At 69.1% G+C, this 21,596-nt stretch carries 20 protein-coding genes; 12 read left to right on the forward strand and 8 right to left on the reverse strand.

The genetic code is table 11. The features are described from left to right. The first annotated feature begins 17 nt into the window (after positions 1-17). The 3 genes from AC1DJH_RS13185 (at position 18) to AC1DJH_RS13195 (ending at position 2,065) form a co-directional block, all read left to right on the forward strand. Positions 18-1,433 (forward strand): efflux transporter outer membrane subunit, encoded by a 1,416-nt coding sequence (locus AC1DJH_RS13185; protein ID WP_478185989.1) that lies wholly within the window; start codon positions 18-20, stop codon positions 1,431-1,433. Between the two features lie 171 nt (positions 1,434-1,604). Further along, positions 1,605-1,784 carry a hypothetical protein gene (locus tag AC1DJH_RS13190; protein WP_478185990.1) on the forward strand — a complete coding sequence of 60 codons (180 nt, stop codon included), beginning with the start codon at positions 1,605-1,607 and terminating at the stop codon, positions 1,782-1,784. Next, positions 1,781-2,065, forward strand: coding sequence for a hypothetical protein (locus AC1DJH_RS13195; RefSeq protein WP_478185991.1), 285 nt, complete (start codon positions 1,781-1,783; stop codon positions 2,063-2,065). Before AC1DJH_RS13190 ends, AC1DJH_RS13195 begins: the two co-directional genes overlap by 4 nt. A gap of 11 nt (positions 2,066-2,076) precedes the next feature. Here AC1DJH_RS13195 and AC1DJH_RS13200 read toward each other — a convergent pair whose 3' ends face one another. Both AC1DJH_RS13200 and AC1DJH_RS13205 read right to left on the reverse strand, forming a co-directional pair. Then, positions 2,077-3,123, reverse strand: a complete 1,047-nt coding sequence (locus AC1DJH_RS13200; RefSeq protein ID WP_478186102.1) for a FecR family protein — start codon at positions 3,121-3,123, stop codon at positions 2,077-2,079. A 5-nt stretch (positions 3,124-3,128) separates the two neighbouring features. Next, positions 3,129-3,749: an RNA polymerase sigma factor gene (locus AC1DJH_RS13205; RefSeq protein WP_478185992.1), complete on the reverse strand. Its 621-nt coding sequence runs from the start codon at positions 3,747-3,749 to the stop codon at positions 3,129-3,131. 283 nt (positions 3,750-4,032) lie between these two features. Here AC1DJH_RS13205 and AC1DJH_RS13210 point away from each other — a divergent pair, with 283 nt between their 5' ends. After that, complete coding sequence (locus tag AC1DJH_RS13210; RefSeq protein ID WP_478185993.1) at positions 4,033-4,776, forward strand: siderophore-interacting protein; 744 nt, start codon at positions 4,033-4,035, stop codon at positions 4,774-4,776. 25 nt (positions 4,777-4,801) lie between these two features. Here AC1DJH_RS13210 and AC1DJH_RS13215 read toward each other — a convergent pair whose 3' ends face one another. Continuing rightward, positions 4,802-5,446 carry a TetR/AcrR family transcriptional regulator C-terminal domain-containing protein gene (locus AC1DJH_RS13215; protein ID WP_478185994.1) on the reverse strand — a complete coding sequence of 215 codons (645 nt, stop codon included), beginning with the start codon at positions 5,444-5,446 and terminating at the stop codon, positions 4,802-4,804. 271 nt (positions 5,447-5,717) lie between these two features. Here AC1DJH_RS13215 and AC1DJH_RS13220 point away from each other — a divergent pair, with 271 nt between their 5' ends. Further along, positions 5,718-6,881, forward strand: a complete 1,164-nt coding sequence (locus AC1DJH_RS13220) for a glutamate carboxypeptidase (protein ID WP_478186103.1) — start codon at positions 5,718-5,720, stop codon at positions 6,879-6,881. Positions 6,882-6,987: 106 nt separating this feature from the next. On the opposite strand, the gene AC1DJH_RS13225 is transcribed toward AC1DJH_RS13220, so the two are convergent. Both AC1DJH_RS13225 and AC1DJH_RS13230 read right to left on the reverse strand, forming a co-directional pair. Next, the gene (locus AC1DJH_RS13225) at positions 6,988-7,692 is read right to left on the reverse strand and encodes a glutathione S-transferase N-terminal domain-containing protein (RefSeq protein ID WP_478185995.1); all 705 of its coding nucleotides are present in this window, start codon (positions 7,690-7,692) and stop codon (positions 6,988-6,990) included. Positions 7,693-7,711: 19 nt separating this feature from the next. Beyond that, on the reverse strand, positions 7,712-8,704 hold the full coding sequence (locus AC1DJH_RS13230; protein WP_478185996.1) for a TIGR03571 family LLM class oxidoreductase: 993 nt from the start codon (positions 8,702-8,704) through the stop codon (positions 7,712-7,714). A 172-nt stretch (positions 8,705-8,876) separates the two neighbouring features. Between AC1DJH_RS13230 and AC1DJH_RS13235 the strand changes: the two genes are divergently transcribed. The 4 genes from AC1DJH_RS13235 (at position 8,877) to AC1DJH_RS13250 (ending at position 14,462) form a co-directional block, all read left to right on the forward strand. After that, positions 8,877-10,202 carry an MFS transporter gene (locus AC1DJH_RS13235; protein ID WP_478185997.1) on the forward strand — a complete coding sequence of 442 codons (1,326 nt, stop codon included), beginning with the start codon at positions 8,877-8,879 and terminating at the stop codon, positions 10,200-10,202. 59 nt (positions 10,203-10,261) lie between these two features. Further along, entirely contained in the window at positions 10,262-11,701 is a 1,440-nt protein-coding gene (locus AC1DJH_RS13240) for an FAD-binding oxidoreductase (protein WP_478185998.1), read from the forward strand. Between the two features lie 58 nt (positions 11,702-11,759). Further along, positions 11,760-13,400 (forward strand): tannase/feruloyl esterase family alpha/beta hydrolase, encoded by a 1,641-nt coding sequence (locus AC1DJH_RS13245; RefSeq protein ID WP_478185999.1) that lies wholly within the window; start codon positions 11,760-11,762, stop codon positions 13,398-13,400. A 90-nt stretch (positions 13,401-13,490) separates the two neighbouring features. Continuing rightward, positions 13,491-14,462 carry a LysR substrate-binding domain-containing protein gene (locus AC1DJH_RS13250; protein ID WP_478186000.1) on the forward strand — a complete coding sequence of 324 codons (972 nt, stop codon included), beginning with the start codon at positions 13,491-13,493 and terminating at the stop codon, positions 14,460-14,462. Positions 14,463-14,480: 18 nt separating this feature from the next. Here AC1DJH_RS13250 and AC1DJH_RS13255 read toward each other — a convergent pair whose 3' ends face one another. Then, positions 14,481-15,134 carry a TetR/AcrR family transcriptional regulator gene (locus AC1DJH_RS13255; protein WP_478186001.1) on the reverse strand — a complete coding sequence of 218 codons (654 nt, stop codon included), beginning with the start codon at positions 15,132-15,134 and terminating at the stop codon, positions 14,481-14,483. Positions 15,135-15,375: 241 nt separating this feature from the next. On the opposite strand from AC1DJH_RS13255, the gene AC1DJH_RS13260 reads away from it, so the two are divergent. The 3 genes from AC1DJH_RS13260 to AC1DJH_RS13270 are packed head-to-tail and all read left to right on the forward strand — an operon-like array spanning position 15,376 to position 18,886. After that, the gene (locus AC1DJH_RS13260; RefSeq protein WP_478186002.1) at positions 15,376-16,179 is read left to right on the forward strand and encodes an SDR family NAD(P)-dependent oxidoreductase; all 804 of its coding nucleotides are present in this window, start codon (positions 15,376-15,378) and stop codon (positions 16,177-16,179) included. Between the two features lie 23 nt (positions 16,180-16,202). Next, the gene (locus tag AC1DJH_RS13265; RefSeq protein ID WP_478186003.1) at positions 16,203-17,339 is read left to right on the forward strand and encodes a DUF5938 domain-containing protein; all 1,137 of its coding nucleotides are present in this window, start codon (positions 16,203-16,205) and stop codon (positions 17,337-17,339) included. 5 nt (positions 17,340-17,344) lie between these two features. Continuing rightward, a complete protein-coding gene (locus tag AC1DJH_RS13270) occupies positions 17,345-18,886 on the forward strand; it encodes an AMP-binding protein (RefSeq protein ID WP_478186004.1) in 1,542 nt (513 codons plus the stop codon). Positions 18,887-18,901: 15 nt separating this feature from the next. Here AC1DJH_RS13270 and AC1DJH_RS13275 read toward each other — a convergent pair whose 3' ends face one another. Both AC1DJH_RS13275 and AC1DJH_RS13280 read right to left on the reverse strand, forming a co-directional pair. Beyond that, positions 18,902-20,512 carry a class I adenylate-forming enzyme family protein gene (locus tag AC1DJH_RS13275; protein ID WP_478186005.1) on the reverse strand — a complete coding sequence of 537 codons (1,611 nt, stop codon included), beginning with the start codon at positions 20,510-20,512 and terminating at the stop codon, positions 18,902-18,904. 102 nt (positions 20,513-20,614) lie between these two features. Beyond that, a complete protein-coding gene (locus AC1DJH_RS13280) occupies positions 20,615-21,442 on the reverse strand; it encodes a hypothetical protein (protein WP_478186006.1) in 828 nt (275 codons plus the stop codon). Positions 21,443-21,596: the final 154 nt, after the last annotated feature.

Consider the following 21,596-nt stretch of genomic DNA (forward strand, 5'->3'; position numbering starts at 1 on the left):
GGCTTCTTCGCCTTGGCATGCGCCCGGCTCTGCTGTTGTCTTGCGTGGCGCTGCTGTGCGCCTGCGCCGTGCCGCACGACCGTGCCGACCGCTCGGTGCAAGTACCGTCGGCATGGCACGAGGCTGCTGCGTCGCGGGCCGGCGCCGCGACAGTCGACGCGCAGTGGTGGCGCGGTTTCGGCAGCACCGAACTCGACGCCTTGGTCGCGCGTGCGCAGGCGCAGAGCCTCGACCTGGCCGCCGCCGTGGCCAGGGTGCGGCAGGCCGACGCGCAGGCTGTCATCGCGGGCGCGGCGCAGCGTGTGCAATGGTCCGGCGCGATCGACGTCGGCCGGGAAGGGCGGCTGGGTGGCCATGCCGAAGTCGACGGCAGCACCTATGCCGCGGGTTTTGCCGCCCGCTACGAACTCGACGTGTGGGGCCGCGCCGCCGCATTGCGCGAGCAGGCCGTGCAGGGCGTGCGTGCCAGCGCGTTCGACCGCGACACGGTGCGGCTCGGCCTTACCGCGCGGGCGGCGTCCGCATGGCTGCTGGCGCTGGCGTTGCATGAGCGCGCCTCGATCGCCGAGCGCAGTCTTGAAAATGCCCGCCGCGTGCTCGCGCTGGTGGCGTCCCGCAGCCGTGCCGGTGCGGTGTCTCCGCTGGACCTGGCACAGCAACGCGGCCTGGTGGCGCGGCAGCAGCGCTCGCTTTCTGCGTTGCGCCAGCAGGCTGCGGACGCCGAAACCGCGTTGGCGGTGCTGCTGGGCACGTCGATGCCGGCAGCGGGGCCGCGCGGGCCGCGGCTCGATGCGCTTCAGGTTCCCCCCATCGATGCCGCCAGCGCACCTTCCGATTTGCTGGCGCGGCGCCCCGACATCGCCCGTGCCGAGGCGCAACTGGCCGCTGCCGATGCCGACGTTCGGGCGGCGCGCGCGGCCTTGCTGCCTGCCGTCACGCTGAGCGCGACGCTGGGCACCGGACCGGGCCGCTACGGCCAGATCTTCGACAACCCCATCTACAGCCTCGCGGCGGGGCTGGCCGCGCCGATCTTCGACGGCGGCCGGCTGGCGGGCGCGCAAAAGCTGGCCGAGGCCCGGCGGGAGGAACTGCTCGCAGACTACTGGGGCGCAATCGTCGCGGCCTTCGGCGATGCCCGGACCGCGCTCGACGGTGTCTGGGCCATCGACGCGCAGGCGGAGGCGCAGGCCAGCGAACTGGCCGAGGCGCGCCGGGCGGCAGAGCTGTCCGAAGCGCGCTACCGCGCGGGCGCGGAGACGCTGCTGACGTTGCTCGACGCGCAGCGCACGCTGTACGGGGCGCAAGACCTGTCGGTCCAGCTGCGCATGGCACGCCTGCAGGCCAGGGTCGCGCTCTACCGGGCCATGGGTGGGGGTTGGCGCCAGGGCGCCGGTGCCTCTGCCATGGCGCAAGGCGAGCGCACACCCGGCTGAACATTCCGTGCGGTGGATCGTCTCTTTCCATGAGGCGCCGCGCAGGCGCAACCGCTGGCGCCTGGCGCCCCAAGGGCATCCACCCGAATCAACACAGCGCCTGGAGTAGCAGTGGCCCCGCAGAACCGCACGGAGGTGCCGTCCGCCGAGGAGACCGCATGGCGTCTCTACATGGAACTCAGAGAGAACCCGTGCCGCACGGTGGCGTTGAAGCTGACGCACTGGCTGCGCGAAGCGCCGGCGCATTCGCGCGCGTTCGAGCGCGCGCTGCGCCTGTGGGCGCTGGCCGGCGCCGCGCTGGTCGTCAACCGCCGCAGGAATTTCCATCCGCCCAGCGGTGGCCTCGAATGAGGCGCATCGCCGCTGCCGGACATGCCTCGGCATCCGACGCGCACATTCGATCGGCCGCTTCGCTGTTCGCGCGGATGCACGCGGCACCGACCACGGAAAACGCCGAACGGCTTGCGCAGTGGCTGGGCGAGGGCCCGGTGCATGTGCGGGCGCTCGACATCGCGCTGACCGAATGGGGGCTGATGCAATCGGGGAACCTTGCGGTCGATGCAGGCGGTGCGGGCGATGCAGGCGATGCGGGCCAGACGGGCCATGCACGACGCGGCTCGGGCGGCGCCTGAGCTGCGCGCCGTCAGCGCGTCAGCAATGTCACGCTGCCGTCCGGGCGATGCACGGCTGTCAGCGGCAGGATCGTCGGCAGCGCAGCCACGAGGCCTTCGGAATCGTTGGTGCGGAAACGCCCCGACAGCCGCATGGCGTCGATGCGGGTGTTGGTCGTGACGATGGGCTGCGCGCGGTAGCTGTTGACAGCCGCCAGAGCGTCGCCCAGTGGCGTGTTCTCGAACACCAGCCAGCCGCTGCGCCACGCGGACAGCGCCGCGGTGTCGGTCTGGCGCACGGGTGCCGCATGGCCGTCCTGGATCTCGAGCAGTTCGCCCTTGCGCAAGTCGATCACTTCCGCCTCGGTGCCCGGCGACCGCGGGCGCGGTGCAACCCGCACACGCACATGCCCGTGCTCGACGCCCACGGTGATCGGGCCGCCGCGATCGCGCACGGTGAACGCGGTGCCCACCACTTCGATGGTGGCGCCGCGCGTGCGGACCTCGAAAGGGCGCTGCGCGTTGGGTGCCACCTCGAAGCGCACTTCGCCGCGCGCCATGTCCACGAAGCGACGCTGGCGGTACAGCGTCACGTCGATCGCGCTGAGCGGGGCCAGGTCGAGCTGGCTGCCCGCCCCGCCGCCGAGGCCGTCGGTCAGCCTCACCTTCAGCATCCGGGCGGTGCGGGTTTCGTAGGCCGAGCGGAACACGGGCTGGTGCCAATACCACTGCACCCCGCGGCCCGCGACCAGGCCGGTGCCCAGCAGGGCCGCGACGGAAAACAGCATCTTGCGGCGCTGTTGCCGCTGCGCCGACGACGCGGATGCTGCCGCGGCCTGGGCCATGAGCCCGCCTTCGGGCTCGTTGAAATGCGCACGCAGGTCGTTCGCCATGCCGCCCAGGGCGTCCCAGCGCTGTCGCGCTTCCTGCGCGGCCGCCGCGTGCTCGGCCGACTTCCCGCGCCACTGGCTGAGCGCCGTGCGGGCCTGGCCCGCGGCGTCGCCGGGCGCCATCTCGCCTGCGACGATCAGCGCCAGCGCGCGTTCGACCAGCCGTTCGCGCGGCGCGCCCATGGCCATGCCGCTCACGAGAAGTCTTCGGCCAGTGCCGCGTCGAAGCCGGGTCGGTTCAGCAGGACCTGCGGCTCGATCAGTTCGCCACGCAGCTGCGCGAACACGCGGGAGCAGTCGATGGTGGCGCGCAGCAGGTGCTTGGCCACGGCCATCTCGGTGATGCCGAGCCGCTGCGCGATCTCGGCGCGCGTGTGGCCGTAGGCGCGGAACAGCAGGAACACCTCGCGCCGGCGCGGCGGCAGCTGTTCCATGGTCTCGACCACGCGCGCCAGCACGCGCTGCTGGGCGACGATGTATTCGCTGGACTGCGCGGTCTGGTGGGTGCCTGTGCCGTCGTGCGCGCCTGCCCATTCCTGGGCGACCTTGCGCCGCCGTGCGTCGTCGATGCAGAGGTTGCGCGCCACGCGAAACAGCAGGGCGCGCGGCGATTCGATGGCGCCGCCGGCGGCCTCGTGGCCGTCGGGCAGGGCATCGCCGCGCGCGCCGCCGCGTGCTTTGAGCGCCGCGGTGTAGACCCGTTCGAAGCTGGACTGCGCGATGTCGGCCGCGTAGTGCGGGTCTCGCAGGTCGCGGGTCAGCTGCCGGCGCAGGTCCGCATAGTGAGCTACCAGTTCCTGAACGAGGTCGCGCATCCGGCCGCCTTCTCGCAAGCATCGACGATGGACCCCAAGGTCTTTCGCCCACGCGCGGCGAATGCCGGGTGTCGATGGCCTTGGGAGGAGTGAATAAGAACTATTCTTATTGGAGTGTATCACCGATCGTGAGTCGAACGGATGACTGCGATGCCCCTGTCTTCGTCGTGGAATGGGTTGAAACTAACGCCGTTAGATTACCATTTGCAGTCAGCCTAACGCTGTCAGGTTGACCATCTCTTCCCCTTCCCCATCAGCTTCCCCAGCCCTCAAAGAGTTGCTCATGTCTTCTTCCAACATCGGGTCCGAGTCACCGTCCGGCCCGCTCCAGCCGGGGCTTGTCGAGCGCACGCTCACGCGCCTGTTCCTGCGCCCCGCGCGCGTCATTTCGGCGGCCACGCTGTCGCCGCGGTTCCGGCTCATCGACCTCGAGGGCGTGGCCTTCGAGGGCAACCGGTGGTCGCCCGGGCAGAAGTTGCAGATCAAGCTCGACGGCGGCTTCATGACGCGCACCTACACGCCCGTGCGCTGGGACGCCGCGCGCGGCGTGACCCGCATCTTGGCCTTTGCGCACGGCGAAGGGCCGGGCAGCGAGTGGGTGCGCCACGCGAGCCCGGGCGACGCGCGCCAGGTGTTCGGCCCGCGCCGCTCGCTCGACCTGGAACCGCTGGCGGGGCCGGTGGTGTTCTTCGGCGACGAGACCTCCTTCGGCCTCGTGGCGTCGCTGGGCGCCCGGGAGGATGTGCGGGCCGTGTTCGAGGTGGGCGCCATCGCCGAATCGCGCCAGGTGCTGGACGCGCTGGGCGTGCGGCACATGGCGCTGATGGAACGCCGCACCGACGACTCGCACCTGGCCGAACTGCAAGCTGCGATGGGGACGCCCGCGTCCGCCGATACGCACTACGTGTTGACCGGAAAGGCCTCGTCGATTCGCCAGCTGGGCCGCGCACTCAGGGCGCAGGGCGTGGAGGCCCGGCGCATCAAGGCCAAGGCCTACTGGGCGCCGGGAAAGACCGGGCTCGACTGAGCGCGCGCCGCCGCCGCCGAGGCGCTCACCGCTTCTTCTTTTTCGGCGCCTCGATCCTGCTCGCCAGCCCTGCGATGAACACATCGAGGCCGAGCGCGAAGCGCTCCTCGAGGTCGGTGTCGAACAGCGCGCCCGCGCATGCGAAGACCGAAGGAAACCGGTCCTTCGACAGTGCGAGCAGGTCCCCCTGGTGCGCGGCCAGGTCGACGCCGTTGCCGGGCCACAGCGCCTGCTCCTCCATCACGAAGCCGAGCACGTAGTACATCATGCTGAAGGAGCCCCACGCCGCGAGCTCGTGGCTGGCGCCCGCACGCAGGAGCGGCCCGAGCATCGCCTCGCCCATGCGCAGCGTGTTGTCCGAAGTCACGTAGGTGCCGGCATACACCCGGGCGCCGTCGCGGTGCGACAGCAGGCCCTGGCGCAGCTGCTCTGCGACCCGGCGGATCGCCTCCTGCCACGACAGGCCGTCGAGCGGCTCGCGCACCACGCTTTCGACCAGTGCATCGGCCATGCCGTCGATCAGCGCCTTCTTGTTGGGAAAGTGCCAGTAGAGCGAGGGCGCCTGCACCTGCAGGGCTTGCGCCAGCGCGCGCATCGTGAGGCCGTCGAGGCCGTTCTCGTCGAGCAGCACGAGGGCCGTGGCGATGATCTGGTCGCGCTGGATTCGCATCGGGGGTCCGTGTCTTCGGTGGGGTAAGGCTGACGCTGTCAGTGTAGTCAGCGGCTTGACCCGTTCGCGAAGCGGGTGATAGCCTGCCGCGGCCATCGCGGGCAGTCGCCCGCGATGGCACGCACTTTTCGGCACCTCAAAAAGAACGGACCCCATGAAGACTCACGCGCACGCATTCGCCTCGACCTCCACCCGGCAGAACGTCCGCCGCTGGGCGCGCACCGCCTGCCACGGCGCCGTGCTGGCCTGCGCGCTCATTGCCGGCCAGGCCATGGCCCAGAAGCCGCACCAGGGTGCGCTCGACGCCGCCACGCAAAGCAAGGACGAGGCGCTGAAGCTGCTGGAGCGCATGGTCAACATCGACTCGGGCTCGGCCAGCACCGAAGGCCTGGACAAGGTGCGCGAGATGGCGGTGGACGAACTGCGCAAGCTCGGCGCCCGCATCGAGACCTTTCCGGCCGATCCGCACCCGGGCACCAACGTGGTCGCCACGCTGACCGGCCAGGGCAAGAAGAAGATCCTGATCCTCGCGCACATGGACACCGTCTTCAAGGAAGGCACCGCCGCGGCCAAGCCCTTCTACATCAAGGACGGCCGCGCCTACGGCCCCGGCGTGATGGACGACAAGGGCGGCGTGGTGGCCGGCCTGTATGCGCTGAAGATCCTGCAGCAGATCGGTTTCAAGGACTACGGGCAGATCACCTTCCTGCTCGACACCAACGAGGAGGTCGGTTCGGTCGGCACCAGCGCGCTGATCGAGCGCATCTCCAAGCAGCACGACGTGGCGCTCAACCTGGAGCCGGGCCGTCCGGCCGACGGCCTGGTGGTCGAGCGCAAGGGCTCGGCCACCGCGCTGCTCGAAGTGAAGGGCGTCGCCGCTCATGCGGGCGTGGCGCCGGAAGCCGGCCGCAACGCCGCCATGGAACTGGCGCACCAGGTGCTGCAGCTGTCGAAGACGGCCGACGCCGCGAAGAAGACCACCGTCAACTTCACCGTGCTCACGGCCAATGGCCCGACCAACGTGATTCCGGCCGCCGCCAGCGCCAAGGCCGACGTGCGCGTGGCCACGCCCGACGAGTTCGACCGCGTCGAAAAGGACATGGTGCGCATCGCGCAGAACAAGCTCATTCCCGAGACCGAGGTGCGCGTGCGCCTGAGCCGAGGCCTGCCGCCCATGCCGCGCCTGCCTTCGTCGGACAAGCTGGTGAAGATGGCCGAGGGCATCTATGCGGAGATCGGCAAGAAGCTCACCATCGAGAGCAGCGGCGGCGCGGCCGATTCGAGCCTGGTGGCGGGCGTCGGCATTCCGGTGCTCGACGGCTTCGGCATCGTGGGCGGCGGCATCCACACGCCGGAGGAATACGCGGAGGTCGAGAGCGTGGTGCCGCGCCTCTACCTGCTCTCGCGCATGCTCATGGACCTGTCGGCGAACTAGGCACACCCGCAGGCTTCTCGCACTTCGTGTCGCTTCTCCTTCCCCCCCTTGCTGGGGTGGCACCCGCGGCCCGGCAACGCCGGTTCCGCGGTGCCCCTGGAAGGTGTCAGCCGCGCTTCGGAATGTGCAGGCCCCGTGCCACCGCGGGGCGCGCCACGAAGGCCTCGAGCACGCGCGCCACGTTCTTGAAGTCCTTGAAGCCCACCAGGTCGCCCGCTTCGTAGAAGCCGACCAGGTTGCGGATCCACGGGAAGGTGGCGATGTCGGCAATGCTGTAGTCGTCGCCCAGGATCCACTTGCGGCCGGCCAGGTGCTTGTCGAGCACGCCCAGCAGGCGCTTCGATTCGGCCACGTAGCGGTCGCGCGGACGCTTGTCTTCGTAGTCCTTGCCGGCGAACTTGTTGAAGAAGCCGAGCTGGCCGAACATGGGGCCGATGCCGCCCATCTGGAACATGACCCACTGCAGCGCTTCGTAGCGCCCGGCGGTGTCCTGCGGAATGAACTTGCCGGTCTTCGACGCCAGGTACACCAGGATGGCGCCCGACTCGAACAGCGGCAGCGGCTTGCCGTCGGGCCCGTTGGGGTCGAGGATGGCCGGGATCTTGTTGTTCGGGTTGAGCGACAGGAACTCCGGCGACATCTGGTCCTGTGTCTCGAAGCTCACCAGGTGCACCTCGTAGGGCAGGCCGATTTCCTCCAGCATGATCGACACCTTCACGCCGTTGGGCGTGGGCAGCGAGTACAGCTGCAGGCGGTCGGGGTGCTGCGCGGGCCATTTCTTCGTGATGGGGAAGCTCGAGAGATCGGTCATGTGGGGTCCTTGGTGAGGGTCAGGTGTCGCCAAGCGCCGGATTCTGCCCGGCTCGGCCCGCCGGCGTGCGCGCATGGCCTTGCAGGCGGGGCAGCACCTCGCGCCCGACTTCGTCGACCACGTCCTTGGCGGGCCGCGGGCCGCGCACCAGGTTCAGCAGCACGTGGGCGACGCCGGCGTCTTCCATCCGGTCGAGGTAGGCCACGAGCGCATGGCGCCCCGTGCGCAGGCCGAGCTCGATGGGTTCGGCCGGTGCATGCGCATCGTCGAGCAGATCGAGCTGCAGCGACTGAACGAAGGGCTTGGCCTCGCCGCCGGCGCGCTCCCGCAACGCGCTCTGCCACAGGCCGATGCGGCCCTGCTGGCGCGCTTCGTCGCGGTGGTAGGTGGCCCAGCCGTCGGCATGCGTGGCGGTCCATTGCAGCGACTGGCGTGCGGAGCCCACGACCAGCATGCCGATGCGCGTGGCGGGCGGCGCCATCAGGTCGAAGCCGCCGGTGGCCTCGCGCAACGCGGCGCGGCCTTGCACATCGGGCGCGAGGGCCGAACGCACGAGGTTCCAGCGCTCGCGAAAGGTGTCGCCGCGCAGCGCGATGTCTTCCTTGAAGATGGCGAACTCCGCCTCGCGGTCGCCCGAGCCCAGGCCCAGGATGAAGCGGTCGCCCGACAGGTGGTTCAGCGACAGCGCGGCCTTGGCCACATGCAGCGGATGGCGCAGCGGCAGCACCGCGGCGGCCGTGCCGAGCGCGATGCGTTGCGTGGCTGCGGCCAGCGTGGCGAGCCAGACGAAGGGCTCGTCGAGCACCGAGACCTCGTTGCCCTGCGGCACCATCACCGGCACGTCGCGCGTCCACAGCGCGGCAAAGCCGAGTTCGTCGGCGCGCTGCGCAATGCGCCGCTCCAGCCCGGGGTCGGCCATGGCGCCGTTGGCGCGGGCCAGGGGCGTCATCAGCCCCAGCGTGAGGCGGCCTGCGAGCAGGGTCTGCCGGTAGGCGATGTTGAAGGGTGTCATGTCGCTCGGCTCGGTATAGAGGGCCGCGAAATGATCGCACGGGCAATCTCGTTCGGAGATGCACCGATCTTTAATCCATATGCATCTTGCGCGTTAACCCGCTTCAGCGATGCGTGGGCGGCCACGACCATCATGGCACCGACAAGACCCACAGAAAGCGAGACAACCGCCCATGAGCTCCACCACCACCGCTGCAGGAACGCAGCCCTACAAGGGTCGCTTCGACAGCACCTCCGACGCGGTCTACCGCAAGGTCGGCTGGCGGCTGATTCCGCTGCTGTTCCTGTGCTACATCGTGGCCTACCTCGACCGCGTGAACGTGGGCTTCGCCAAGCTGCAGATGCAGGGCGACCTGCAGTTCAGCGAGGCCGTCTACGGGCTGGGCGCGGGCATCTTCTTCATCGGCTACTTTTTGTTCGAGGTGCCCAGCAACGTGGTGCTGCACCGCGTGGGCGCGCGCCGCTGGATCGCCCGCATCATGATCACCTGGGGGCTGCTGTCGGCGGCGACCATGTTCGTGAGCTCGCCGATGTCTTTCTACGTCATTCGCTTCCTGCTGGGCGCGGCCGAGGCAGGCTTCTTCCCCGGCATCATCCTGTACCTCACCTACTGGTACCCGGCCGCGCGGCGCGGCAAGGCGACCTCGCTGTTCCTCGCGGCCATTCCGTTCGCGGGCATCCTGGGCGGGCCGATCTCGGGCTGGATCCTGCAAGGCATGGGCGGCGTCAATGGCTGGGCCGGCTGGCAGTGGCTGTTTCTGCTGCAGGGCCTGCCGACGGTGGCGCTGGGCCTGGTGGTGTGGCGCTACCTCGACGACCGCGTGAAGGACGCGCAGTGGCTCACGCCCGCCGAGCGCGAACTCATCGCCCGCGACATCGCGGCCGAAGACGCGGGCAAGGCCGTGCCGCGCCTGCTCACCGTGCTCAGCAACGGCCGGGTATGGCTGCTGGCGCTGGTGTACTTTGCCTACACCTCGGGGCTGTACGGCATCTCGTTCTGGCTGCCGAGCATCATCAAGGCCATCGGCGTGAAGGGCGCGCTCGACATCGGGCTGCTCAGCGCCATTCCGTGGAGCTTCGGCGTGGTGGCGATGTACCTCATGGCGCGCAGCGCCGACCGCCGGCTCGAGTACCGCTGGCACAGCGCGCTGGCCGCCATCGTCGGTGCCGTCGGGCTGGTGCTCAGCGTGGCGTTCCATGGCAACGCGACGCTCGCGATGGCCAGCCTCACGCTGGCCACCATGGGCATCATGTCGACGCTGCCGATCTTCTGGGGCATGCCCACGGCCTTCCTGGGCGGCGCGGCCGCCGCGGCCGGCATTGCGCTCATCAATTCGTTCGGCAACCTGTCGGGCTTCAGCGCGCCGTTTCTCATCGGCCTGATCAAGGACGCCACGCAAAGCACCGACGCCGGGCTGCACATGCTGGCTGCGCTGCTGGTCATCGGTGCGGTGCTGGTGCTGTTCGTCAAGCCCGAGCGCGCTTCGCCGAAGCGCTGATCCGGTCCCCGCGCTGCGGCTTTCATCCGCGGCGCTTTCCCCTCTTCTGAAAGAACCCCATGGATGCGGTTGTGAGTACCCCTGCGCGTTCGAACGCGCCCGCCGTGGCCCGGCGCTCCCCCTCGCCCGAACTGGTCGCGCTGCTGCAGCGCAAGTTCGCCGAGCGCTTTTCCACCAGCCAGGCGGTGCTGCTGCAGCACGGCACCGACGAGTCGGCCTACCTGCCGCAGCCGCCCGACGCGGTGGTGTTCGTGCAGAGCACGGACGAAGTCGCTTTCGTGGTGCGGGCTTGCGCGCGGGAGCGCGTGCCGATCATCGGCTTCGGCGTCGGTTCGTCGGTGGAGGGGCATCTGCTGGCGGTGCAGGGCGGCGTCTGCATCGACTTCTCTCGGATGAACAAGGTGCTGTCAATTCGCCCCGGCGACCTCACGGCCACGGTCGAGGCCGGCGTGACGCGCGGGCAGTTGAACGCGGCGCTGCTGGAGACCGGCTTCTTCTTCTCGGTCGACCCCGGCGCCGATGCATCCATCGGCGGCATGGTGGCCACGGCCGCGTCGGGGACCAACACCGTGCGCTACGGCACCATGCGCGACAACCTGGTGAGCCTCACCGTGGTCACGGCCAACGGCGAGGTGGTGCGCACCGCCTCGCAGGCGCGCAAGAGCTCGGCGGGGTACAACCTCACGCAGCTCTACTGCGGCTCCGAAGGCACGCTGGGGCTCATCGCCGAGGCCACGGTGCGGCTGCATCCGCACCCCGAGGCGTATGCGGCGGCGGTGGTGCACTTTCCATCGGTGCGCGCGGCGGTCGACTGCGTGACCGAGGCGATCCAGATGGGCGTGCCGCTGGCGCGCGCCGAGATGCTGGACGCGCTGACCATCCACGCCGTGAACGCGCACAGCCGCACCACGCTCAGCGAGCACCCCACGCTGTTCCTGGAGTTCGGCGCGAGCCGCGCGCAGATCGACGAGCAGGCCGGCGTGGTGCGCGAGATCGTGGCCAACCACGGTGGCGGCGCCTTCCAGTGGGCCATTCGCCAGGAGGAGCGCTCGCGCCTGTGGACGCCGCGGCATCACGCCTACTTCGCATGCCTTCAATTGAAGGCGGGCAGCCGCAGCCTGACGACCGATGCGTGCGTGCCGCTGTCGGCGCTGGCGCAGTGCATCGACGAGACACAGGCCGACATCGCCGAACACGGCTTGCTCGCGCCGGTGTTCGGCCACGTCGGCGACGGCAACTTCCATTGCCTGGTGCTCGTCGACCCGAACAGCGCCGAGGAGAACGAAGCGGCCGAGGCCTTCAGCCACCGGCTGGTGCAGCGCGCGCTGCGCCATGGCGGCACGTCGACCGGCGAGCACGGCGTGGGCCTGCACAAGATGAAGTACCTGGTGGAGGAGCACGGCGAGCACACCGTGGCGCTGATGCGCGCCATCAAGCAGGCGCTGGACCCGCACGACATCTTCAACCCCGGAAAGATCGTCGGGCCCGCCACGGCCTGAGTGCATCCGCACATCACGCAACAACAACACTGGAGACGCAACGATGAAGAGTTCGACCATGTCTGCAACCGCACGCCGCGCGCTCGTTTCAGTGGCCGTGGCCACGTTGGCGGCGGGTTGCGGTGGCGGGGGCAGCAGTGCGAGCGGCTTCTGGCCGCTGCTGCCGCCGGCACCCGCGCCCGCCAGCCCCCCGCCGGCCGCGCCACCGCCACCGGCCGTTTCGCTCACCGACAAGTGCCCGACGCTCAAGGGCCAGGCATTCGGCGCAGGTGCGGTCGTGGTCGACGATGCCAAGGTGGTGGCCGCGTCAGGACCGCAACCCGCGTACTGCGTGGTCACCGCCAGCTTCAAGAGCTCCGGCCTGCGCTTCGAGGCGCGCCTGCCCACCGAAGGCTGGAACGGCAAGCTGGCCTTCATCGGCGGCGGTGGCTTCGACGGGCAGCTGCCCAAGGCCAGCGACCCGCAGTTCAGCGAATCGATTCTCAGCGAGCGCTACGCCACCCTCGGCACCAACGGCGGCTACGACTACGGCGGGCCGGTCGACGCGGGCTACTTTGCGGCGGGCTTCGCGGCCGATCCGGCCAAGCTGCTCGACTTCACGCAGCAGTCCGAGCACCGCGCGTTGCCGCCGGGCAAGGAAGTGATTGCCGCTTTCTTCGGCAACGGCCCCACGCGCAGCTACTTCGAAGGCTGCTACATGGGCGGCCACGACGCTCTGATGGAGGCGCAGCGCTTTCCCGACGATTTCGACGGCATCGTGGCGCGCGCACCCGCGGGCAACATCATGGGCCTGTTCATGCAGTTCAATCGCATCTCGAAGCAGGTGCGCACGCCGGCCAACACGCTCAACGCGGCCAAGCAGACGCTGCTGGCGAACGCGGTGCTCGCGCAGTGCGACGCGATCGACGGCGTGGCCGACGGCATCGTCTCCAAACCCGCCGCCTGCAACTACGACCCGGCGCCGCTGCGCTGCGCGGGCGGCACGGACGCGGGCAACGGCTGCCTGTCGGATGCGCAGATCGCCACCGTGAACACCATCACTTCGGCGGTGGCCACGTCGGACAACGCGTGGTCGCACCCCGGCTACAACTTCGGGCTGGAGAACACGGCCGAAGGATGGGGCTCGTACATCTGGCCGCAGGCGGCGCTGGGCGGCAATTCCGTCCAGGGCATGTTCTCGGACGGCTTCGTGCGCTCGTTCATCACGCAGGACCCCGGCTTCGACACGCTCAGCTGGAACCCCGACCAGTGGCTCACGCGCATGGGCATCATCGGCGGCATGTTCAGCGCGGCCGATCCCGACCTGAACCGGCTTCATGCGCGCGGTGCCAGGCTGATCATGTGGAACGGCACGAATGACACCTCGGTGAGCGCGCGCGACACCTCGCGCTACTACGACCGCGTGGTGTCCGCCATGGGCCAGCAGAAGGCCGACGAGACGGTCGAGCTTTTTCTTGCGCCGGGCGTGGGCCATTGCTACGGCGGTCCGGGTGCCGACAAGGTGGATCTGATGAAGGCCATGTCGACCTGGGTGGAGCAGGGCGTGCCCGCGTCGGCGCAGAAGCTGGTGCAGCGCAAGGTCGATGCCGCGAGCGGAGCGACCGCGCTCTCGCGGCCGATGTGCAAATACCCCGCCTATCCGCGCTACAAGGGCACCGGCGACGCGAAGGATGCGGCGAACTTCGACTGCGTGAACTGAGGCCTTGTCCGACCCTGCACCCTCGACACCGCGCCCTAGAATGACCCGCCGCGCGCAGCACGCCCGCTGCGTGCGGCGGGAGACCCTCCGATGGAACTGCGCCAGTTCAAGTATTTCGTCGCCATCGTGGACTGCGGCAGCCTGTCGCGCGCAGCGCAACAACTCTTCATTGCACAGTCGGCCTTGAGCAAGCAGATGGCCGAGCTCGAGTCCGAACTCGGCACGCAACTGCTGCTGCGCAGCCGCAACGGCGTGGCGATGACCGAGGCAGGCAAGGTGTTCTATGAATACGCCCAGGGCATCACCAAGCAGGTGAGCGACGCCAAGGCCGCGGTGCACGTGGCGTCCGATGCCGTGGCAGGCTCGGTGGTGGCGGCGCTGCCGCAGAGCGTGTCGCCCATGATCGCATTGCCGCTGATGCGCGCGGCGGCCCGGCGTTACCCCGACGTGGTGCTGCACCTGAACGAGGAACTCACCGGCAACATGGCCGACCAGCTGCTGCGCGGCCGTGTCGACGTGGCGGTGTTCTCGCCCACCATGCCGGCGGACGACATCCTGTTCACGCCGCTGGTCGAGGAAGACTTCGTATTCCTCGAATCGCCCCAAAGCCCGCATGCGTTTCCGCCCGGCGACGTGAGCATCCGGCAGGCCACTGCGCGGCCGCTGGTGTGGCCCGCCAATGCGCACGGTCACTGCACGCGTTGGCTGGTGGATGCGGTGCTGGAGCGGGAGGGCCATTCCGCGGCGCAGGTGGCCGCGGAGATCAACTCGGTCTACACGCTGAAGGCCGCGGTGGAGGCGGGTCTCGGGCCGACCGTCATGCCGTTCGGGCTCGCGCAGCGCGAGGTGCAGGAAGGCCGGCTGGCCGCGCACCGCATCGATTCGCCTTCGATGTTCCGCACGCTGGGGCTGTGCGTGTCGGTCCATCTGCCGACCACGAACGCCAAGCGCGCCGTGTGTACGCTGATCGGCGACGTGATGCGCGAGCTGTGCGAGAGCGGGCAGTGGGCGGGTGCGCGCGTGGTGGCGCCGCCAGGAAAGCCGAAGGAACCGAAGGCATAGCGCCCTCGGCGGTTCGCCTCAGGCGCTGCGCCTGGTGGCCGGCTTTGCCGCCTTGCGGGGCGCGGCTTTCACGGGCGCGGCGAACAGGCGCGTGAGGGCCAGTCGCACATCGGCCTGCATGGCTTCGATGGCCTTCGCATCGCCCGACAGGTGCTTCAGCAGCGCCTGCTGGAACAGCCCGTCGAACAGCGCATAGGTGGCCGATGGTGGCATGCCGCACGGCTCGCCGGAGAGTTCGGCGAAGCGGCTCATGATGCGCCAGATCATGTCTTCCAGGCTCTTGTCGATCTGCACGACGTCGGCGCGGAAGGCCTCTTCGAACAGCGCCTGCGAGCGCAGGTCGTACCAGAGGCGGTGCACGTGGCCTTCGCCCTGCAAGGTGTCGCCCAGGCTCTGCAGGAAGCCTTCCATCAGTTCGTCGTACGTGGTGGCGCTTTCCACCGCATGGTCGTAGCGCTTGACGCAGCGCGCCTTGTACTGCTTCACGCTGCAGATGATGAGATCGACCTTGTCGCTGAAGTAGTAGTGCAGCACGCCGTGCGAGAACTCCGAGTTCTGCGCGATCTCTCGAAGGCTGGTGCGCGCATAGCCCAGCGCGGCCAGCGTGGTGAGCGCTGCCTCGCCAAGTTCGGCGCGCCGCTCCGAGAACTTGTCGACCCGTGTCTTGGGCACCCGTTCTGCGTGTTTCTGGACCCGTTGATGTGTCGTCATTGAAAGCCGGGCCGCGTGGTGCCGGCCGCTGTGTTCCTCTTGATGCCAAACCATAGCACGCAAGCGGGAGAACCCGCATCCGGCGTATCACGCATGGTTTCTTTTGAAACTGGACATGTGTCAAAGAAAAAATCTTGACACTCGTCAAGTCGATTTCTAGCATGGCCGATCCATCTCACAACACATACACAGGAGACAAGCGATGGCCAGGTTCGACTTGAAGGGGCGCAAGGCGCTCGTGACAGGCGGTGCGCGCGGCATTGGCGCGAGCATCGCCGAGGCGCTGGCGGCGGCCGGCGCGTCCGTGATGATCGGCGACGTGCTCGCCGACCTGGGGCGCGAAACCGCTGCCAGGTTGTCGGCGTCGGGGGCGAAGGTGGGCTTCGTGCCGCTCGACGTCACGAAGGACGCGGACTGGGCCTCGGCCGCCGCGGCCACCGTCGAGGCGCTCGGGGGTTTCGACATCCTCGTGAACAACGCCGGCATCGAGATCACCTCGCTGGTGATCGACGTCGACGGCGACGACCTGCGCCGCATGCTCGACGTGAACGTGGCCGGCACGCTGCTCGGCATGAAGCACGCGTTCCGCGCGATGCGCCCCGGCGGCAGCGCGGGCGGCGGCGGGGCGGTGGTCAACATCGCGTCGGTCGCGGCCACCATCGCGTTCCCGGCCATCGCCGGCTACTCGGCCACCAAGTCCGCCGTCGACCGCGCCACGCGCGTGGCGGCCATGGAGTCCGGCAAGCTGGGCTACGGCGTGCGCGTGAACTGCATCTACCCGGGGCTGGTGCCCACCGACATGGGCATGAAGCTGGCCAGCGACATCGTGGCCGCGGGCCTGGCGCCGAGCGTGGAAGCGGCCGTTGGCGACGTGATCGGCCAGACGCCGCTCGGGCGTCTGGGCGAGGTCGGCGACATGGCCGACGTGGTGGTCTTCCTCTGCAGCGACGCGGCCCGGTTCATCACCGGCGCGGGCCTGGCGGTGGACGGCGGCATGGGCATGTGAGCACACAACAAAGGAGACACAGCATGAGCATCGGCAAGAAGAAACCCGTCGTCGTCTACGGCGCCTCCGGCTACACCGGCCGCCTGGTCTGCGAGTACCTGCGCGAGTACAACATTCCGTTCATCGCCGCGGGTCGCAGCGCGCAGAAGGTGGACGCGGCAATGAAGTCCAACGTGCCCGGCATCGAGACCGCGAGCTACGAGGTGGTGGAGGTCGCGCACTCGGTGGGGGCGCTCGCCGATCTGTTCACCGGTGCCTCGGTGGTGCTCAACACCGTGGGGCCCTTCGCCAGATTCGGCCCCGAGGTGGTCGAAGCCTGCCTGGCTGCCGGGTGCCACTACACCGACACCACGGGCGAGCAGGACTGGCTCATCACGCTCGAGCGGGAATGGGGCGACAGGTTCGCCAAGGCTGGCCTGCTGCTCTCGCCCGGCCTGGCGCAGATGTACACCACCGGCGAGATCGCGGCGCAGCTGTGCCTGGAGACCCCCGGGCTCGACACGCTGGACATCGCCGTGTTCTGGGGCGGCAGCCCGACCATCGCCTCCACCCAGACCATCCTGGTCAATGCAGCCACCTCCAAGGCCTACTACCTGGAGCAGAACGAGTATGTGGAATGGCAACCCGACGCAGGCCTGTACCACCTGGCCATTCCCGGGCAGCACGAGGCGGCGCTCGCGCTGCCCTGGGGCGGCACTTCGCACCCGGTGTGGTTCAAGCGCGATCCGCGCGTGGCCAACGTGAAGGTGCTCGGCGGAGTCTTCAACAAGGCGCTGATGCAGGGCGTGCCGCAGATTGTGGCCGCCGCGCTCAAGGCCACCGAGGGCATGAACGACGAGGACCGCTATGCCGCCCTGGCCCGGACGGCGGCGGGCGTGATGAACACCATGCCCCCGCGCGAGAACCCGCGCATCAACAAGTCCGTCGATTCGGTGCATGCCTCCGGGCCGCTGGGCCGCATGCACTGCGTGATCTTCGGGAACTGCAACTACAAGCAGACCGGCCTGTTGCAGGCCTATGCGGCGGCCTCGCTGTTGCAGCAGCCGCCGCGGCGCGCCGGCTTCGCCTCGGGCTGCCAGGCCTTCGGGCATCGCGAGCTGCTGGGCGCGCTGCGCAGCTTCGGACTGGTGCAGGAGCCCGTGCTCACGCGGCTGGGCTGACGCTCATGCGCCTCGTCGACTACCTCGACAAGGGCGCCCAGCTGGGCGCCCATGCGCCGTGCCTGACCCTGGGCGGCGCCGACCTGAGCTATGCGCAGGTGCAGCGCATCAGCTGGCGCGTGGCGCGCGGCCTGCAGCGCGCCGGCATCCGGCCGGGGGACAAGGTGGCCGTGCTCTCGGGCAACGACGCGATGGCATTCGCCACGGTGTTCGGCATTTCGCGCGCGGGTTGCGTGTGGTGCCCGATCAATCCGCGCAACGAGGCGGGCGAGAACGCCTTCGTGCTCGATGCCTTCGATTGCGCGTGCCTGGTCTTTCACGGCAACTACGCGGCCATGGTCGAGCAGATGCGCCCGCAGCTGCCCAAGCTGCGGGCGCTGGTGTGCCTGGACGTGCCGCAGGCCTTCGCGCCTTCCATGGACGAGTGGCTGGAAGGGCTGGACGATTCGCCCTTGGATACCGCGCCACCCGACGACGTGGCCATGATCGCCGGCACCGGCGGCACCACCGGACAGCCCAAGGGCGTGATGCTCTCGGGCCGCAACCTCGAGGCGATGTCGGCGCTCACGCTGATGGGCTATCCCTTCGAAGGCCGGCCCGCCTACCTGGCGCTCGCGCCGCTCACGCATGCGGCCGGTGTGCTGTGCCTGCCGGTGATGGCGCTGGGCGGGCGGGTGGTGATCATGCCCAGGCCCGACCTGGGCGAGTTCCTCGGGCTCATCGAGGAATACCGCATCACCCACACCTTCCTGCCGCCCACGCTGATCTATATGCTGCTGCAGCATCCGCAGCTGGCCGCCACGGCGCTCGATTCGCTGCAATGCTTCTGGTACGGGGCGGCGCCCATGTCCACCGCGCGGCTCGAAGAGGCGCTGCAGAAGATCGGCCCGGTCATGGCGCAGCTCTTCGGCCAGACCGAGGCGCCGATGATGATCTCGATGATGTCGCCGCGCGACCACTTCAATGCCGACGGATCGGTCGCCGTGCAGCGCCTGGCGTCGGCGGGGCGTCCGGGCCCGCTGGTGCAGGTGGGCGTGATGAACGGCGAGGGCGCGTTGCTGCCCACGGGCGAGAGCGGCGAGATCGTGGTGCGCGGCTCCCTCGTGATGCAGGGCTACTACAAGGACCCGCGCGCCACCGAGGAGGCCTCGCGCTTTGGCTGGCACCACACGGGCGACATCGGCTATCTGGACGCGGACGGTTTCTTGTACATCGTGGACCGCGCCAAGGACATGATCATCTCGGGCGGCTTCAACGTGTATTCCGCCGAGGTCGAACAGGCGCTCATGCAGCACCCCGACGTGCAGGACAGCGCGGTGGTCGGCCTGCCCGACGAGAAGTGGGGCGAGCGCGTGGTGGCGGTGCTGCAGCTCCACACCGGCCGGCAGGTGGACGTGGACGACATCAAGGCCTTCGTGAAGGCGCGCATCGGCAGCGTGAAGGCGCCCAAGCAGATCGAGGTGTGGCTCGACCTGCCGCGCTCCAAGGTGGGCAAGGTGCTGAAGAAGGACGTCCGCTCCGCGCTGTTGTCGGCACTGCCGCATTGAGCGGGCTGCGCCGGCTCAGGCGCGTTGGTACAGGTCCTGGTGCGCCTTGCGCAGCTCGAACTTCTGGATCTTGCCCGTCGAGGTCATGGGCAGTGCGGGCAGGAAGACGATTCCCTTCGGCACCTCGAAGCCGCCGAGGTGTGCCTTGCAATGCGCCGTGAGCGCGGCTTCGTCGAAGTCCGCCGGCGCGTCGGGGCGGCGCGTCACGAAGGCCGTGATGGCCTCGCCCCAGTGGTCGTGCGGCAAGCCCACCACCGCCGCATTCATCACGCCCGGGTGACGCAGCAGCACCTCCTCGACCTTGATCGACGGCACGTTCTCGCCGCCCGACTTCACCATGTCCTTCAGGCGGTCGAGAAAGATGAGCTGCCCGTCGTCGTCCATCTTGCCCAGGTCGCCCGAGTGGTGCCAGCCGAAGCGCTGGGCGCTGGCGGTGGCCTCAGGGTCCTTGTAATAGCCGAGCATCACGTTGGGGCCGCGAAAGACGATTTCGCCGACCTGGTTCGCTGCGAGCAGTTCGCCGTCGTCGCCCATCACCGAGACTTCGTTCACCAGCGTGCCCACGCCCCAGTAGGAGCCGAAGCGCTTGCGCTGTTCGTGCGCTTCGAAGATGGTGGCGCCGGGGTACATCTCGGTCTGGCCCGACACCAGCGCGAAGTGGGGGCAGAACTCGTCGAGCAGGCGCAGCAGCAGCGTGCGCGGCATGGGGGCCATCGCATACACGCACAGCCGCAGGCTCGACAGGTCGCGCGACGCGCGCTGCGGGTGGGCCAGCAGCGCGCCGTACATCATCGGCAGGCCGACCATCACGGTGATGCGGTGGCGCTCGATGGCGCCGAGCACCGCGCCGGGGTCGAAGCCGCGCAGCACGACCAGCGCGCCGCCCACCGCGAGCGCGGACATCAGCACGGTGTGCTGGCCGCAATGGAACAGCGGCAGCACGCTGCTCCACACGTCGGCGCGCTCCGGGCTGCTGCCCCACTCGACCATGTTGCTCAGCAGCACCGAATGCACCGACGCATGCGAATGCATCACGCCCTTCTGGCGGCCGGTGGTGCCGCTGGTGTACATGATGAGCGCGAGTTGCGTGCTGTCGATGGGCACGTCGGGCAGCGTCTGCGGCCCTTGCGCAATGGCCTGCGCCACGGTGGCGACGCCCGCCGGTGGCGTGTCGCCGTCGAGCACGCACAGCAGCGGCGCAATGCCCGCGCCGTCGACCAGTGCGCGCAGCTCGGGCTTGGCGTGAAGCGCGGTGTCGATCACCAGGTGGCGCACCTCGGCGTGCGCGAGGATGTAGCCGACGGCGTCCACCGCCAGCGCGGTGTTGATGGGCACCCACACCAGCCCCGCCTTCTGGATGCCCAGCAGTGCCACCACCATCTCGATGGAGTTGTTGCACAGCATGCCCACGCGCGCGCCGCCTTGCAGGCCCAGGCCCAGCAGGTGGTGCGCGAAGCGGTTCGACGCGGCATCCAGTTCGCCGTACGACATGCGGTGCTCGCCCTCGATCAGCGCGGTGCGTGCGCCGAAGCGGCGCGCGCTGCGGTGGACCACGTCACCCAGCGCAACGCGCGAGATGCGGGGGTGGAACTGCGAGGGCGCGAGGCCCGTGTCGGCTGCAGGCATGCTCTGTGTCTCCGGTCTTCGGTGGTGGAGCGCAGCCTAAGGCTGGCCTCCCCACGCGTCTTGCGAAGACTGGCTACACAGCGCCGCCTGCTCTGGCAGGCCCTAGAAGCGTGCCTTCAGGAAGGCCGACGGGCCTTGCAGGCGCACCTTCAGCCGCGAATCGGCAAAGCCCGCCTCGCGGGTCAGGTCGATGTTCGTCACGCCATAGGAGAGCACCAGGCCCACGTTCTTCACGGGGAACCACTCCACGCCGGCCGAGGCGTTGTAGATGTTGCCGTGAAAGCGCCCACCGTTCTTCCACACGCCCGAGGCGTCGGCGAACAGGCGAAGGTCGGGCGTGATGGCATGGCGCACGCCGATCTCGAGCAGCGGCGCAATGGCGTTGTCGCTCGAGCTCTCGCTGAGGGTGCCGACCTGGCCGTTCACCGAGGCGAGTGCGGTCGCGCCCAGCGTCGCGCGGTAGTAGGCGGCGCCAGCGCCCAGGCCGAGCACGGTGTTGCCCGAGCCGATCCACCATTTGTACGAGAGCTTGGCGAAGTCGAGCTTGGTGTTGACGGAGGCGTTGCCGAAGGAGTTCAGCGTGCCGAAACTGCCGAAGGACGTGCTGTTCGCGACGCCGCCCGAGTAGTCGCGCTTGTACTGGTAGTAGTCGAACGAAATGCCCTGGCTGTCGCCGAGCAGCACGTCGGCCGTGATGCGCGGCATGGTCACGCGGCCCGGCTTGATGTCGCCCGATTGCAGCGTGCCGTAGGGCGTGCCCACCGATGCATTGAACTTGGGGTCGGCGTTGAACGCCCCCACGGAGAAGCTGAAGCGGTCGAGCGCGGGCGAGGGGTCGGCCAGGGCCGGTGTGGCGGCGACGAGAAAGCCGGCGCCGACCAGGGCACCGAGTCGTGCGGTCCGACGGGAAGGGCGGGAGCGGAGCAGCATGAAAGAAGTCATGGAGGGCCTGGAGAGAATGAAAAAGATGGCCGCCTTGGGCACGTAATGAGAATGGGCGCCAGACGACGGGTCCGGCGCGGTGCCTGCAGGCGTAGCTCCCTGTGAAACAGGCGACACGATAGGCGCGCGATGCCGACGCTTG

Source organism: Variovorax sp. 10N412 (assembly GCF_056394985.1).

What these genes read in the sequence shown, in the direction of transcription:
- AC1DJH_RS13185 (WP_478185989.1), top strand. Translation starts at nt 18, where the DNA reads ATGCGCCCGGCTCTGCTGTTGTCTTGCGTGGCGCTGCTGTGCGCCTGC.
- AC1DJH_RS13190 (WP_478185990.1), top strand. Translation starts at nt 1,605, where the DNA reads ATGGAACTCAGAGAGAACCCGTGCCGCACGGTGGCGTTGAAGCTGACG.
- AC1DJH_RS13195 (WP_478185991.1), top strand. Translation starts at nt 1,781, where the DNA reads ATGAGGCGCATCGCCGCTGCCGGACATGCCTCGGCATCCGACGCGCAC.
- AC1DJH_RS13200 (WP_478186102.1), bottom strand. Translation starts at nt 3,123, where the DNA reads ATGGCCATGGGCGCGCCGCGCGAACGGCTGGTCGAACGCGCGCTGGCG.
- AC1DJH_RS13205 (WP_478185992.1), bottom strand. Translation starts at nt 3,749, where the DNA reads ATGCGCGACCTCGTTCAGGAACTGGTAGCTCACTATGCGGACCTGCGC.
- AC1DJH_RS13210 (WP_478185993.1), top strand. Translation starts at nt 4,033, where the DNA reads ATGTCTTCTTCCAACATCGGGTCCGAGTCACCGTCCGGCCCGCTCCAG.
- AC1DJH_RS13215 (WP_478185994.1), bottom strand. Translation starts at nt 5,446, where the DNA reads ATGCGAATCCAGCGCGACCAGATCATCGCCACGGCCCTCGTGCTGCTC.
- AC1DJH_RS13220 (WP_478186103.1), top strand. Translation starts at nt 5,718, where the DNA reads ATGGCCCAGAAGCCGCACCAGGGTGCGCTCGACGCCGCCACGCAAAGC.
- AC1DJH_RS13225 (WP_478185995.1), bottom strand. Translation starts at nt 7,692, where the DNA reads ATGACCGATCTCTCGAGCTTCCCCATCACGAAGAAATGGCCCGCGCAG.
- AC1DJH_RS13230 (WP_478185996.1), bottom strand. Translation starts at nt 8,704, where the DNA reads ATGACACCCTTCAACATCGCCTACCGGCAGACCCTGCTCGCAGGCCGC.
- AC1DJH_RS13235 (WP_478185997.1), top strand. Translation starts at nt 8,877, where the DNA reads ATGAGCTCCACCACCACCGCTGCAGGAACGCAGCCCTACAAGGGTCGC.
- AC1DJH_RS13240 (WP_478185998.1), top strand. Translation starts at nt 10,262, where the DNA reads ATGGATGCGGTTGTGAGTACCCCTGCGCGTTCGAACGCGCCCGCCGTG.
- AC1DJH_RS13245 (WP_478185999.1), top strand. Translation starts at nt 11,760, where the DNA reads ATGTCTGCAACCGCACGCCGCGCGCTCGTTTCAGTGGCCGTGGCCACG.
- AC1DJH_RS13250 (WP_478186000.1), top strand. Translation starts at nt 13,491, where the DNA reads ATGGAACTGCGCCAGTTCAAGTATTTCGTCGCCATCGTGGACTGCGGC.
- AC1DJH_RS13260 (WP_478186002.1), top strand. Translation starts at nt 15,376, where the DNA reads ATGGCCAGGTTCGACTTGAAGGGGCGCAAGGCGCTCGTGACAGGCGGT.
- AC1DJH_RS13265 (WP_478186003.1), top strand. Translation starts at nt 16,203, where the DNA reads ATGAGCATCGGCAAGAAGAAACCCGTCGTCGTCTACGGCGCCTCCGGC.
- AC1DJH_RS13270 (WP_478186004.1), top strand. Translation starts at nt 17,345, where the DNA reads ATGCGCCTCGTCGACTACCTCGACAAGGGCGCCCAGCTGGGCGCCCAT.
- AC1DJH_RS13275 (WP_478186005.1), bottom strand. Translation starts at nt 20,512, where the DNA reads ATGCCTGCAGCCGACACGGGCCTCGCGCCCTCGCAGTTCCACCCCCGC.
- AC1DJH_RS13280 (WP_478186006.1), bottom strand. Translation starts at nt 21,442, where the DNA reads ATGCTGCTCCGCTCCCGCCCTTCCCGTCGGACCGCACGACTCGGTGCC.